The organism is Castellaniella caeni NBRC 101664, assembly GCF_001592225.1.
GTDB classification, from domain to species: domain Bacteria; phylum Pseudomonadota; class Gammaproteobacteria; order Burkholderiales; family Burkholderiaceae_B; genus Castellaniella; species Castellaniella caeni.
The window spans coordinates 113,948-126,183 of sequence record NZ_BCWN01000006.1 but is presented as its reverse complement, the minus strand read 5'-3'; the positions used below and the strand labels follow the sequence as shown (position 1 = coordinate 126,183).

Here is a 12,236-nt window from a genome sequence, read left to right as displayed (position 1 = left end):
CTTTCACTTTCAACCCCCTCTGATTCGCGGGTCTCTCATGAAGCACGGCATTGCGCTGTCGGTCGCCTCGTCGATCCTGTTTGCCACCATGTACTTCTACGCCACGCTGATGCAGCCCTTCGACGGCGATCTCGTGTTTGCCTGGCGCGTACTCATGGGCCTGCCGATGATGGCGCTGGTGGTACATCGGATGCGCGGCTGGCCGCAGCTGCGCGCGACGGCCCATCAATTCCGGCACGGGCGCTTCCTGCTGCTCATGCTGGTCTGTTCCGGCCTGATGGGCATCCAGCTGTGGCTCTTCGTCTGGGCGCCGTTGCACGGCTATGCCCTGGACGTTTCCACAGGCTATTTTCTGCTGCCGCTCATGATGGTGCTGGCCGGGCGGCTGGTCTATGGCGAACGCCTCAGCCGCTGGCAGGCCTGGGCGGTGGCCTTTGCCTTGCTGGGGGTGGCGCACGAAACCTGGCGCGTGGGGTCGGTGTCCTGGGCGACGGCGCTGGTGGCGCTGGGGTATCCGCCCTACTTCATGCTGCGCCGCCGCCTGCAGGTGGATGCCCTGAGCGGTCTGTGGTTCGACATGCTGTTCCTGCTGCCGGTCGCCGTGTTCGTGCTGCAGTCCCAGGCCACGGCGGTGGGCCATATTTTCGCCGCCCACCCGCGCATGTTTCTGCAGGTGCCGCTGTTGGGCCTGCTCAGCGCCGTGTCGCTGTCGATGTATCTGGCGGCCAGCCGCATCATCCCGCTCTCTTTGTTCGGGCTGCTGGGGTATGTCGAGCCCGTTTTGTTGTTCTGGGTGGCGTTCCTGCTCATGGGCGAGCCCGTGAGCCCGGCGCAGTGGCTGACCTACGGGCCGATCTGGCTGGCCATCGTTCTGGTCGCGATCGAAGGCGCGCAAAAATGGCGAGCCGAGGCTCGCCAGCGGATGCAGCAGCGCAAGGGCTGACGGCCCGGGCGCGCCGTTGCGGCGGCCCGGTGCGGGGTCAGTCGCGGTTGCCGCCGAAGATGCCCAGCAGCATCAGCAGGTTGGTGAAGATGTTGTAGAGGTCGAGGTAGACGGCCAGCGTGGCGGTGATGTAGTTGGTTTCGCCGCCTTGTACCACGCGCTGCAGATCGACCAGCAGGAACGCCGAGAAGATGCCGATGGCCAGCACCGACAGCGTGAGCATCAGGGCCGGGATCTGGAAGAACAGGTTGGCGACCGAGGCCACGATGAGCAGCACCACGCCCACGAAGAGAAATTTTTGCAGATGGGTGAAGTCGCGCTTGGTGGTGGTGGCCACCGTGGCCATGGTGCCAAAGACCGCCGCGGTGCCACCAAAGGCCAGCATGATGAGCTGCGAGCCGTTGCCCATGCCCAGCACGAAGCTGAGCAGGTTGGACAGCATCAGGCCCATGAAGAAGGTGAAGCCCAGCAGCAGGGCCACGCCCAGCGATGAATTTTTATTGCGTTCGACCAGGAACATGAGGCCGAAGGCGCCTACCAGGAAGACCAGCATGCTGGTCCCCGGGTTGGTGGACATCAGCTGGGCCATGCCCAGGTGCAGGCCGACGGCGGCGCCCAGCACGGTGGGGATCATGGAGAGCGCCAGCAGCCAGTAGGTGTTGCGCAGCACCTGGTTGCGAGCGGCGACCGAGGTGTCGTACGCGCCGGGGCGGGGAAGGGTTTGGCGAAAGTCGGACATGGTGTTTTCCTGTCGTCGAGGCGGCCTGGACAGCTGCCGCCAGTGTCTATGTATGCTTGAATCTTACAACAAGCTGAATTGATGCGTCCATCGAATCCATCCGGATGGCGTCGCGCGGCAACACGGCGTGCCGGATGGCCGATGGCGGGGGGTCGAGGGTTGGACTGCTTTAACGGCTGTGGGTTCCCTCGGGTGCTGTCTTGGGCAGCGGGTGGCTGCGGATTTCGTAGCCCGCCTGCTTGTAGGCGGCCCAGCGCGCGCGCGCGGCCTGCTGGTCGGCCTCGTGGCCCGAGACGATTTCCAGGATGCGGGTGTGGCGCCGGGCGTCGGGCGGGCAGTCGAGATCGAGGTTGAGCAGCCAGCCCGTCGCGGGGGCCGCCGCCAGGGCGGCGGCATCGGCCACCAGCACGACATCGGCCTGTTCCGCCAGCGGGTCGTCGGCCCGTGCGTGGGGGATGAAGCTGACGGGGTCGAATTCCCAGAGCAGGGTGTCGAAACGCTTCAGGCGCCGCGGGTCGGTGCAGTACACCAGCAGGCGGTGGCCCGCCTGCGCGTGGCGCGCCGCCGTGCGACAGGCCGCGCGCAGGCGATGCGCGGCGCCATAGGCGAAATCGACCCGGCTCATGCCGCGCACTGGCCCAGCAGGTATTGCACGAGCAGCGGCACGGGGCGCCCGGTGGCCCCTTTCTGCTTGCCTTCGAGCCAGGCGGTGCCGGCGATGTCGAGGTGCGCCCAGCGGTACTTGCTGGTGAAGCGCGACAGGAAGCAGGCCGCCGTCACCGAGCCCGCGGGCCGTCCGCCGATATTGGCCATGTCGGCGAAGTTGGACTTGAGCAGGTCTTGGTAGGCGTCTTCGAGCGGCAGGCGCCAGGCCGGGTCTTGCGCCTGACGGCCGGCGGCCAGCAGTTCGTCGGCCAGGGCGTCGTCTTGCGTGAACAGGCCGCTGTTGACGTGGCCCAGAGCGATCACGCAGGCCCCGGTGAGCGTGGCAACGTCGATGACGGCGGCGGGCTTGAAGCGTTCGGCGTAGGTGAGGGCGTCGCAGAGGATGAGCCGCCCTTCGGCGTCGGTATTGAGGATTTCGATGGTCTGGCCCGACAGGCTGGTGACGATGTCGCCCGGCTTGTTGGCCGTGCCGCTGGGCAGGTTTTCGCAGCTGGGGACGATGCCGATGACTTCGCGGGGGAGGTCGAGTTCGGCCACGGTGCGCATCGTGCCCAGGACGCTGGCCGCGCCGCACATGTCGAATTTCATTTCGTCCATGCCCGGGCCCGGCTTGAGGGAAATGCCGCCCGCGTCGAAGGTGATGCCCTTGCCCACCAGGACGATGGGGGCCGCCTTGCGGGCCGACGCCTGGCTGGGCGTGTGGCGCAGCACGATGAAGGCCGGGGGTTCGGCCGAACCGCGCGCCACCGACAGGAAAGAACCCATGTTCAGGGCTTCGATCTTTTTCTGATCGAGCACTTCGGCCTTGAGCGTCTTGAACTGCTTGGCGAGATCCTTGGCGGTCTGCCCCAGGTACGTGGGGGTGCAGACGTTGGGGGGCAGGTCGCCCAGCAGGCGTGCCAGGTTGACGCCCGCACCGATGGCCGCGCCCTGTTCGAGGCCGGGCTTGGCCTTGGCCGCCTGGGCGCGGGAGAGGTGCAGGCTGAAGCTGCGCAGCTTGACGGCGGGCTTGGCCTTGCTGAAAGTGTGGTCGTAGCGGTAGGTGGCGGCGCTGACCAGGCGCGCCGTGGCCCGGGCGAGGTCGGCCAGGCTGGCGTCGGCGCAGTCGAGGGCGCACAGGGTGGACACCGCGGTGCCGACGCCGGCGCGCACGCAGTAAGCGGCCAGGGCCTGGTGCGCGCGGGACACGCTGGCGGCCTTGAGGCTTTCTTGCGATCCGAGTCCGAGTAAAATGACTCGGTCTGCGGTAATGCCCGCCGGTGCGTGCAAGGTCAGGATGCTGCCGCTGCTGGCGTCGAATTCGGCTTTGATGGCGGCGCGCAGGGCCCCCTTGGAGGCCTGGTCGAGCGCATCGGCAGCGGGGCTGAGCATGCCGTCCGTGAACACCCCCACCGCCAGGGCCTGGGTCTTGATCGTGTGCAGGGCGGTGGCGGTCGTTGTGCTAAATTCCATTCGTTTTTCCTTGGGCGCGATTCCGGATGTTGCCTGCCGGGCCTGATGTGCAACAGCACGCCAGCGGCAGGCGAACCGGGGGGTGACGATCCATTATTCCGCATTTTCCCATGACATTGTTCAAGCGCGCCGTTTTTTCCGAGATCACCAGCCACGCCGGGATCGTCTTTTCCACGCTGCTGGTGGTCTGGCTCAGCGTCTTGATCGTACGCCTGCTGGGCCAGGCCGCCGAGGGCGACATCGGCGCCAACGTCGTGCTGGGGCTGGCCGCGTTTTCCAGCATCACCGCCTTGCCGGTCATCCTGTCGGTGGCCCTGTTCGTCGCCGTGCTCACCACCGTCACGCGCAGCTACCGCGAATCCGAGATGCCCGTCTGGTTCGCCAGCGGCCTGTCGCTGGCCGACTGGCTGCGTCCCGTCATGCTGTTCGCCCTGCCGGTGGCCGCCGTGGTGGCCGTACTGACGCTGTCGGCGTCGCCGTGGGCCTACGGGCAGATCGCCGAATATCGCCAGCGCTTCGAACAGCGCTCCGATCTTTCCAAAGTGACGGCGGGGCAGTTCATCGAAACCGAAAACGGTCGGCGCGTGTTCTTTGCCGAATCACCCACGCGCCCGGATGACGAGCTGGGCCGGGTGATGGCGCGCATCGTCGAACCCGACTGGCTCAGCGTGGTCACCGCCGACAGCGCCGCCATCCGCACCGAACCCAACGGCGACCGCTTCATCGTGCTGGGGCCGGGCCACCGCTACGATCTGAAGCCGGGCACACCCGAATTGCGCATGCTCGACTTCGACCACTACGGGGTGCGCATCGAAAGCCGCACCGACCCTGGGGCGCTCGAAGCCCAGCGCCAGAAGGCCCTGCAAGAGATCAAGGCCCGCCCCACGCTCGACCTCTTGCAGCGCGGCGACCCGGAATCCCTCTCGCAGCTGATGTGGCGGCTTGCCCTGCCCATCGCGGTGCTCAACCTGGCGCTCATCGCCCTGCCGCTGGGGGCGGTCAACCCGCGCCTGGGCCGCTCGGGCGACCTGCTCATCGCCGGCCTGCTGGCGCTGCTGTACATGAACCTCATCAATCTGTCGCGCGGCTGGATCGTCAATGGCGTGCTGTCGTTCGGCGTGGGTGTCTGGCTGGTTCATGCCGCGTTTCTGGCGCTGGCCGTGGGGCTGCTGTGGCGGCGCATGCGCATGCCCAGGCCACGGCGTCGTCGGGCGCTGAGCCAGACGTGATGATTGCCCGTCAAGCGCATGTGGCGGGGGCGGACGGGGTTTGCAGCTGCGTGCTGCGGCCCTGCAGCAAGGCCTGATTCAGGCCGACCGCCTGCTTGAGGTAATCCCAGAGCGCCATCACGCGTCGGGTGTGGCGCAAGTCTTCATGGCAGTACATCCAGAAGCTGCGGCTGACGCGCAAATCGTTTTCCAGCACGGGCACCAGGCGCGCGTCCTGCGCCGCCAGGAAACACGGCAGGATCGCCAGCGCCTGGCCGCCCAGCACGGCCTGGTATTGCGCCAGGATGCTGGTGCTGCGGAAGATCACCCGCTTGGCCTGCACCAGGTCGTCCAGATAGCGCAAGCGGTCGCTGAAGAGCAGTTCGTCCACATAGCCGATGAAGGTGTGCTGGTCGAGATCCTCGCGCCGTCGCAGGGGCGGGTGGCTGGCCAGGTAGGCGCGGGTGCCGTACAGCTTGAGCGTGTAGTCGGCCAGCTTGGTGCACAGATAGGGCCCGCGCTGCGGGCGTTCGAGGGCGATGGCGATGTCGGCTTCGCGCTTGGACAGGCTGATGTAGCGGGGCACGGGCATGATGTCCAGCGTCATGCCGGGGTGACGCTGCTGGAAATCCACCATCAGGGGCGTGAGTACCGTGCTGCCGAAGCCTTCGGTGGAGCCGATGCGCAGGTGCCCCGACAGCTGTCCGGCGGCGCCGGACAGGGTTTCTTGCGCGGCCAGCAAGGTGCTTTCGATCTGTTCGGCGTAGGTGAAGAAGCGCAACCCGTCTTCGGTGAGCGTGAAGCCGCTGGCGCGGGATTTTTCAAACAGGGTGGCTTGCAGGCTTTGTTCGAGCGCGCGGATGCGCCGCGTCACGGTGCTGTGCTGCACCCCCAGGCGCTGGGCTGCGGCGCTGGCCCGCTGCGTGCGGGCCACTTCAAGGAAATAGCGGATGGCGTCCCAGTCGGGCATGGTGATCCTTGTGCAAATATCGTCAACTGATGTGCAAATATTTTGCTGGCTTTAAGTTTTTTACACAACTACACTGGGTCAACGAGCACGCCTCGCGCGGCATCATGCGCTTGGCCGCAGCCACAAGACAAGAGTCCATCAAAAGTCCATCCCCACCCAAGATACCGAGGAGGTTTGCATGAGCGATATCCCACGCGTCCCGCTACTGATCGACGGGAAACTGGTTCAGTCCGAGACCACCGAATGGCGTGACGTCATCAACCCGGCCACTCAAGAGGTCGTCGCCCGGGTGCCGTTTGCCACACCCGCCGAAGTCGAGCGGGCCATTGCCAATTCCAAAGAAGCCTTCAAGACCTGGCGCATGGTCAGCCAGGCCAAGCGCCGCCTGATCATGACCGATTTCGCGCGCCTGCTGCGTGACAACACCACCAAGATCGCCGAAGTGCTCTCACGCGAGCACGGCAAGACCTTGCCCGACGCCGAGGGCGAAGTCGCGCGCGGCCTCGAAGGCGTCGAGCACGCGGTGTCGGCCAACGTGCTGCAACTGGGCGATTACGCCGAAAACGCCGCCACCGGCATCGACGTCTACAACGTGCTGCAGCCGCTGGGCGTGTGCGCGGGCATCACGGCCTTCAACTTTCCGGTGATGCTGCCGTGCTGGATGTTCCCCATTGCCGTCACCATGGGCAACACCTTCGTCTACAAGCCTTCCGAGCAAGACCCCACCGCTTCGCTCATGGTGGCGCAGCTGGCGCTTGAAGCCGGCTTGCCGCCGGGCGTGCTCAACGTGGTTCATGGCGGGCCCGACGTCGCCAACACGCTGTGCGACCACCCGGACATCAAGGCGGTCTCCTTTATTGGCTCCACCCGCGTGGGCACCGAAATCTACCGCCGCTCCTCGCAGGCGGGCAAGCGCTGCCAGGCCATGATGGGGGCCAAGAACCACAGCGTCATCATGCCCGATGCCGACCGCGATGCCGCGCTCAACTCCATGCTGGGGGCGGCCTTCGGCGCCGCGGGCGAACGCTGCATGGCCATCTCCGTGCTCGTCCTGGTGGGCGAGGCGCAGAAGTGGTTGCCCGATTTCGTCGAGCGCGCCAAGAAGCTCAAGGTTAACGTCGGCACCGACCGCAAGGCCGATCTCGGCCCCCTCATTTCGCCCGCGGCCAAGCAGCGCGTCGAAGGCTACATCCAGAAAGGGGTGGACGAAGGCGCCGAGCTGGTGCTCGATGGCCGGGGCGTCCAGGTGCCGGGCTACGAAAAGGGCAACTTTGTCGGCCCCACCGTGTTCAGCAAGGTGAAGGCGGGCATGAGCATCTACGAGGCTGAAATCTTCGGGCCGGTACTCTCGGTGGTGCTGGTCGATACGCTCGAAGAAGCAGTCGATTTCATCAACGCCAACCCCAATGGCAATGGCACGTCCATCTTCACGCAAGATGGCGGTCACGCGCGCTACTTCCAGAACCACGTCGATGTCGGCCAGGTGGGCATCAACATTCCCATTCCGGTGCCGGTGGCCTGGTTCAGCTTCACGGGGTCGCGCGGCTCCAAGCTGGGCGATCTCGGCCCCAACGGGCGCCAGTCCATCTACTTCTGGACGCAGACCAAGACCATCACAGCACGCTGGCAGGCGCATCCCACGGATATCAACACCACCATCGCCATGAAATAATTGTCTGTCGTCCGCCGATCGGCTTCGGCTCGAAGGCGGCGTCTGGCACACGGCCCGAGATGCTGGCGCGGATCATGCCTCGTCAGCATCTCGGGCCCTTTTGATGGCTGACCACAATCGTCCAGCCGGTGCGTATGGCTTGCCGTGGACGGTTGCCGCGCATCCATGAAGTGTCTGGTGCGCGTCAGGCAGGCTGCCGCAGCGCTTCCAATGCGCAATCACCGCGCCTAAACTAATAACTAATATTCATATGAACTGTGTTTCATATTCCATATAATGGCTTATCACCTGGGGCCATGGCATATGAATCTTCAGCAATTCCGATTTGTCCGCGAGACCATCCGACGCAACTTCAACCTGACGGAAGCCGCGCGCACGCTTTATACCTCGCAGCCCGGGGTGTCCAAGGCCATCATCGAATTCGAGGACGAGCTGGGCATCAAGATCTTCGAGCGCCATGGCAAGCGCCTCAAGGGCCTCACCAAGCCTGGCGCGGCGGTCTCCACCGTCATCGACCGCATCATGCGCGAGGTGGACAACCTCAAGAAGGTGAGTGACGAATTCGCCCAGCGCGACGAAGGCGCCCTGGTGATCGCCTGCACCCACACCCAGGCCCGTTACCTGCTGCCGCGCGTCATCCCCCAGTTTCGGGCGCGTTTTCCCAAGGTGCACGTCTCGCTGGCCGAAGGCAACCCCGAGCATCTGGCGCGCCTGGTATTGCACGAACAGGCCGACCTCGCCATCGCCACTGAAACACTGGCTGCAACACCTGGCCTCGTCGCCTTGCCGGTCTATTCATGGGAGCACACCCTGGTGGTGCCGCCCGACCATCCGCTCACCAGTCTGACGTCCAGCGCCGCGCGGCATCTGTCGCTCGAACACCTGGCGCAATACCCCATCGTTACTTACGATCGGGCCTTTTCGGGGCGGCGCGCCATCGATGCCGCCTTCGAGCAGGCGGGCATCACGCCCGACATCGTGCTCGAAGCCATCGATGCCGACGTGGTCAAGACCTATGCCGACATCGGCCTGGGCATCGGCATCATCGCCGGGGTGGCGTTCGACCCCCGACGCGACAAGGGGCTGGTAGGCCTGCCCGCGGGGCATCTGTTTGGCCGCCACACCACCAGCGTGGCCATCAAGCGCGGCGTGTTTCTGCGTGATTACGTGTATGTGCTGATGGAAATGCTGGCGCCAGAACTCTCGCGCGACCGCGTGGCCGAGGCCGTGGCCCAGCCCGCGCCCGCCGTGCGCGAAGTGGCCTGACGCGGCCCACAGGCCGTCCGGCCTGCCTACACGCCCAGGTAGGCGCGCTTCAGTTCCGGGTCTTCGATCAGGTCTTTGGCCGGGCCTTCGCGCACGATGTTGCCGGTTTCGAGCACGTAGGCACGGTCGGTGCCCGCCAGGGCCAGGTGGATGTCCTGTTCGACCAGCAGCACGGTGACCCCTTGCCGACGGATGGCGGCCAGGTTGTCCATCAGCTGATCGACGATGATGGGTGCCAGCCCCAGGCTCATTTCGTCCACCAGCAGCAGGCGCGGGCGCGCCATGAGCGCGCGCGCCATGGCGCACATCTGCTGCTCGCCGCCCGACATGCTGCCCGCCAGCTGGCGGCGGCGCTCGGCCATGCGCGGAAACAGGGTGTACACCCGATCGAGGTCGGTGCGGACGGCTGCCTTGTCGGTGCGCCGGTAGGCGCCCATCAGCAGGTTGTCTTGTACCGACATGCGCGGAAACAGTTGGCGCCCTTCGGGCACCTGCACGATGCCGTGGCGGAATATCTGGTCGGGCGTGAGCCCCTGGATATCGGTTCCCGACCATTGGATGCGGCCCGACTGCACCGGCAACAGGCCGGAGAGGGTACGCAGCAAGGTGGTCTTGCCGGCGCCGTTGCTGCCCACCAGGGCGAGGAATTCGGCTTCGCGCACTTCGAGCGAGACGTCGTGCAGCACCTGCACCAGGCCGTAGCCCGCGCAGAGGCGTTCGATGCGCAACAGGGGGGCGGTGGAACTCATGTGCGCTTCTTCCCGAGGTAGGCTTCGACCACGCGCGGGTCGCTCAACACGCTGTCGGGAGCGCCATCGGCGATTTTTTCGCCGTGGTGCAGCACCATGATGCGGTCGGACAGGTTGCGGATGGCCTTGATGACGTGTTCGATGACGATGATGCTGATGCCCGTGTCGCGCACCTTGCGGATGATGTCGATGACTTCGTCGATCTCCACCAGGTTGAGGCCCGCCATCACTTCGTCGCACAGCAGCACGCGCGGCTGCATGGCCAGGGCCTTGGCGAGTTCGAGCCGCTTGCGGTCGGGGCCGCCGAGGTCTTCGGCGCGGTGGTCGATGTGCTTGCCCAGGCCCACGAACTGCAGGCACTCGCGGGCGCTTTCACGCGCCTTGGCAAGCTTGGACTGCCCCTGGCCGCGCCCAAAGAGCGCGCCCACCGCCACGTTGTCGAGCACCGACAGGCCCGGAAACGGTTGCATGATCTGGAAGGTGCGGCCGATGCCCAGGCGTGCCCGACGGAATGCGGCCAGGCGGTCGATGCGCCGCCCGTCGAACCAGACTTCGCCTTCGGAGGGCGGCAGGGTGCCGCTGAGCAGACTGATGAGCGTGGTCTTGCCCGCGCCGTTGGGGCCGATGAAGCCCAGGATCTCGTTTTGCGCCAGCGAAAAGCTGACGTCGTGCACGGCCACCAACCCGGAGAACCGGCGCGTGAGCTGGCGGGCTTCGAGAATCGGGCTCATATGCGGTTCGTCCGGACGTTGTCGATGAAGTAGTGCCAGCCCAGGCGGTGGAAGCGCCGCACGACGTCGGCCAGGCCGCGCGGCATGAGGACGACGGCCACCACAATGACGATGCCAAAGAACAGGCCCGCGATGCTGGTGACTTCGCTGGACAGCAGCTCGGAGACGGCCGAGAGGATGAAGGCGCCCACGATGGGCCCGAGGATGGTGCCCGGCCCGCCGAAGACGGCCATGATGATCATCTTGACGTTGAGCGTGATGTCGAAGGCGCTTTCGGGGTCGAGAAAGGTGATCCAGTAGGCGTGGATGCCGCCCGCCAGCGCACTGAAGATGCCCGCCAGGGCAAAGGCCAGCACCTTGTAGCGGGTGGTGTCCACCCCCATGACGACCGCGCCTTCCTCGTTTTCGCGGATGGCGATCAGGCCGAAGCCGAAGCGGCTGCGGGTGAGCCACCAGATGGTGAGCGTGGCGGCCACGAGCAGCAGCAGTGAGAGTTCGTAGAACAGGCGGTCGTCGTTGAGCGGCGGCAGCACCAGGCCGATGTTCTGGCCCGCGAGCGGGATGTTGGAGGTGATGGCCGCCATGATCTGCGCCAGGGCCAGGGTGGCGATGGCGAAGTAGTGGCCTTTCAGGCGCAGCACCGGCACACCCAGCAGGAAGGCGAAGGCCACTGCCAGCACGACCCCGAAGCCCATGCCCACGGCAAAGGGCAGCTGCCATTGCACCATGGCGATGCCCACGCCGTAGGCGCCCAGGCCGTAGAACACCGAGTTGCCGAAGGAGGGATAGCCCGTGTAGCCGCCGATGATGTTCCAGCCCTGGGCCAGCACCGCCAGCAGCAGGGTGCTGATGCCGAACTGGATCATGAGGTCGGAACCGTACCAGGGCAGCAGCGCCAGGGCGACGAAGACGACAAGGACGAGCAGGATGCGCCAGGCCTTCATGCGGTTCTCCCGAGCAGGCCCGTGGGCCGGAAAATCAGCACCAGGATGAGCACGCCGAAGCTGGCCACGTCGGCGAAGGTGGGGCCGATGTAGAGCGTGGTGAGTGATTCGATCAGGCCCAGGATGAGGCCGCCCGCGATCACGCCCAGGGGGGTGTCGAGCCCGCCGATGATGGCGATGGCGAACGACTTGGCGGTGAGCGTGGCGCCGATGTAGGGGTTGATCTGCGAGACGGTGCCGTACAGGCCGCCCGCGGCACCGGCCAGCGCCAGGCCCAGGCCGAAGGTGACGGCGTACAGGTGGCGCGGCTCGACGCCGTACAGGCGGGCCGCCGAGAGGTTCTGCGCCGTGGCGCGGATGGCGCGCCCGAGCCGGGTGCGCAGCAGGAAATACCACATGAGCACGGTGAGACCGACCGCCACCACGCAGGCGGCCAGCCGCACCAGGGGGATCGTGACCCCCGCGAGCGTGATGTTGCGCCCCGAGTAGCCGGGGTTGATGGTGCGGAAGTCAGCCGAGAAGACCAGCTGCGCCAGGTACGTGAGCACGACCTCCATGCCGAAGGTGATCAGCAGGGTGTTGAACATGGGCGAGCGCACGATCAGGTTGAGGATGCCGCGCTGGATGGCGTAGCCCAGCACGAACATCAGCACCGCCGTGAGCGGCAGGCCGAGAAAGGGGTCGAGGTGCAGCCAGTGAAAGCTGTACCACGACAGATAGGCGCCCACCATGATGAAGGCGCCATGGGCCAGGTTGACGATGTTGAGCACCCCCCACACCAGGGCGAGGCCGAGCGCCACGATGGCGTACAGCCCGCCTTGCAGGATGCCGTTGATGAGGACTTGCAGCAAAAGGTCCAAGGCGAGGGCTCCGGGCGATGGGGGGTGGCGTGCTCA

Annotated in this window: 12 protein-coding genes; 4 read left to right on the top strand and 8 right to left on the bottom strand. The window is 66.0% G+C overall.

The window, feature by feature from the left end; all coding sequences use genetic code 11:
* Positions 1-37: 37 nt before the first annotated feature.
* Entirely contained in the window at positions 38-943 is a 906-nt protein-coding gene (gene rarD, locus CCA01S_RS05990) for an EamA family transporter RarD (protein WP_066455482.1), read from the top strand.
* 37 nt (positions 944-980) lie between these two features.
* On the opposite strand, the gene CCA01S_RS05985 is transcribed toward rarD, so the two are convergent.
* The 3 genes from CCA01S_RS05985 to CCA01S_RS05975 all read right to left on the bottom strand — a co-directional run bounded on the left by CCA01S_RS05985 (position 981) and on the right by CCA01S_RS05975 (position 3,800).
* On the bottom strand, positions 981-1,682 hold the full coding sequence (locus CCA01S_RS05985; RefSeq protein ID WP_066455480.1) for a Bax inhibitor-1/YccA family protein: 702 nt from the start codon (positions 1,680-1,682) through the stop codon (positions 981-983).
* 169 nt (positions 1,683-1,851) lie between these two features.
* On the bottom strand, positions 1,852-2,307 hold the full coding sequence (locus CCA01S_RS05980) for a DNA polymerase III subunit chi (RefSeq protein WP_066455567.1): 456 nt from the start codon (positions 2,305-2,307) through the stop codon (positions 1,852-1,854).
* Positions 2,304-3,800, bottom strand: coding sequence for a leucyl aminopeptidase (locus CCA01S_RS05975; protein WP_066455478.1), 1,497 nt, complete (start codon positions 3,798-3,800; stop codon positions 2,304-2,306). The genes CCA01S_RS05980 and CCA01S_RS05975 overlap by 4 nt, the downstream gene beginning before the upstream one ends.
* Positions 3,801-3,910: 110 nt before the next feature.
* Here CCA01S_RS05975 and lptF point away from each other — a divergent pair, with 110 nt between their 5' ends.
* Positions 3,911-5,029, top strand: coding sequence for an LPS export ABC transporter permease LptF (gene lptF / locus CCA01S_RS05970; RefSeq protein ID WP_066455476.1), 1,119 nt, complete (start codon positions 3,911-3,913; stop codon positions 5,027-5,029).
* Between the two features lie 10 nt (positions 5,030-5,039).
* Here the strand turns inward: lptF and CCA01S_RS05965 are convergent, their stop codons facing one another.
* Positions 5,040-5,978 (bottom strand): LysR family transcriptional regulator, encoded by a 939-nt coding sequence (locus CCA01S_RS05965; RefSeq protein ID WP_066455474.1) that lies wholly within the window; start codon positions 5,976-5,978, stop codon positions 5,040-5,042.
* Between the two features lie 178 nt (positions 5,979-6,156).
* On the opposite strand from CCA01S_RS05965, the gene CCA01S_RS05960 reads away from it, so the two are divergent.
* Positions 6,157-7,650, top strand: coding sequence for a CoA-acylating methylmalonate-semialdehyde dehydrogenase (locus CCA01S_RS05960; RefSeq protein WP_066455472.1), 1,494 nt, complete (start codon positions 6,157-6,159; stop codon positions 7,648-7,650).
* A gap of 303 nt (positions 7,651-7,953) precedes the next feature.
* Positions 7,954-8,916: a CysB family HTH-type transcriptional regulator gene (locus tag CCA01S_RS05955; RefSeq protein WP_066455469.1), complete on the top strand. Its 963-nt coding sequence runs from the start codon at positions 7,954-7,956 to the stop codon at positions 8,914-8,916.
* 26 nt (positions 8,917-8,942) lie between these two features.
* Here CCA01S_RS05955 and CCA01S_RS05950 read toward each other — a convergent pair whose 3' ends face one another.
* Genes CCA01S_RS05950 through CCA01S_RS05935 form a run of 4 tightly spaced genes read right to left on the bottom strand, consistent with a single transcriptional unit; the run spans position 8,943 to position 12,200 of the window.
* Positions 8,943-9,665 carry an ABC transporter ATP-binding protein gene (locus tag CCA01S_RS05950; protein ID WP_066455466.1) on the bottom strand — a complete coding sequence of 241 codons (723 nt, stop codon included), beginning with the start codon at positions 9,663-9,665 and terminating at the stop codon, positions 8,943-8,945.
* Positions 9,662-10,396 (bottom strand): ABC transporter ATP-binding protein, encoded by a 735-nt coding sequence (locus CCA01S_RS05945; RefSeq protein WP_066455465.1) that lies wholly within the window; start codon positions 10,394-10,396, stop codon positions 9,662-9,664. Before CCA01S_RS05945 ends, CCA01S_RS05950 begins: the two co-directional genes overlap by 4 nt.
* Positions 10,393-11,340, bottom strand: coding sequence for a branched-chain amino acid ABC transporter permease (locus tag CCA01S_RS05940; protein WP_066455463.1), 948 nt, complete (start codon positions 11,338-11,340; stop codon positions 10,393-10,395). Before CCA01S_RS05940 ends, CCA01S_RS05945 begins: the two co-directional genes overlap by 4 nt.
* Positions 11,337-12,200, bottom strand: a complete 864-nt coding sequence (locus CCA01S_RS05935; protein ID WP_066455457.1) for a branched-chain amino acid ABC transporter permease — start codon at positions 12,198-12,200, stop codon at positions 11,337-11,339. The genes CCA01S_RS05940 and CCA01S_RS05935 overlap by 4 nt, the downstream gene beginning before the upstream one ends.
* Positions 12,201-12,236 lie beyond the last annotated feature (36 nt).

What these genes read in the sequence shown, in the direction of transcription:
- CCA01S_RS05950 (WP_066455466.1), bottom strand. Translation starts at nt 9,665, where the DNA reads ATGAGTTCCACCGCCCCCCTGTTGCGCATCGAACGCCTCTGCGCGGGC.
- CCA01S_RS05945 (WP_066455465.1), bottom strand. Translation starts at nt 10,396, where the DNA reads ATGAGCCCGATTCTCGAAGCCCGCCAGCTCACGCGCCGGTTCTCCGGG.
- CCA01S_RS05965 (WP_066455474.1), bottom strand. Translation starts at nt 5,978, where the DNA reads ATGCCCGACTGGGACGCCATCCGCTATTTCCTTGAAGTGGCCCGCACG.
- lptF (WP_066455476.1), top strand. Translation starts at nt 3,911, where the DNA reads ATGACATTGTTCAAGCGCGCCGTTTTTTCCGAGATCACCAGCCACGCC.
- CCA01S_RS05980 (WP_066455567.1), bottom strand. Translation starts at nt 2,307, where the DNA reads ATGAGCCGGGTCGATTTCGCCTATGGCGCCGCGCATCGCCTGCGCGCG.
- CCA01S_RS05940 (WP_066455463.1), bottom strand. Translation starts at nt 11,340, where the DNA reads ATGAAGGCCTGGCGCATCCTGCTCGTCCTTGTCGTCTTCGTCGCCCTG.
- CCA01S_RS05955 (WP_066455469.1), top strand. Translation starts at nt 7,954, where the DNA reads ATGAATCTTCAGCAATTCCGATTTGTCCGCGAGACCATCCGACGCAAC.
- CCA01S_RS05985 (WP_066455480.1), bottom strand. Translation starts at nt 1,682, where the DNA reads ATGTCCGACTTTCGCCAAACCCTTCCCCGCCCCGGCGCGTACGACACC.
- CCA01S_RS05975 (WP_066455478.1), bottom strand. Translation starts at nt 3,800, where the DNA reads ATGGAATTTAGCACAACGACCGCCACCGCCCTGCACACGATCAAGACC.
- CCA01S_RS05960 (WP_066455472.1), top strand. Translation starts at nt 6,157, where the DNA reads ATGAGCGATATCCCACGCGTCCCGCTACTGATCGACGGGAAACTGGTT.
- rarD (WP_066455482.1), top strand. Translation starts at nt 38, where the DNA reads ATGAAGCACGGCATTGCGCTGTCGGTCGCCTCGTCGATCCTGTTTGCC.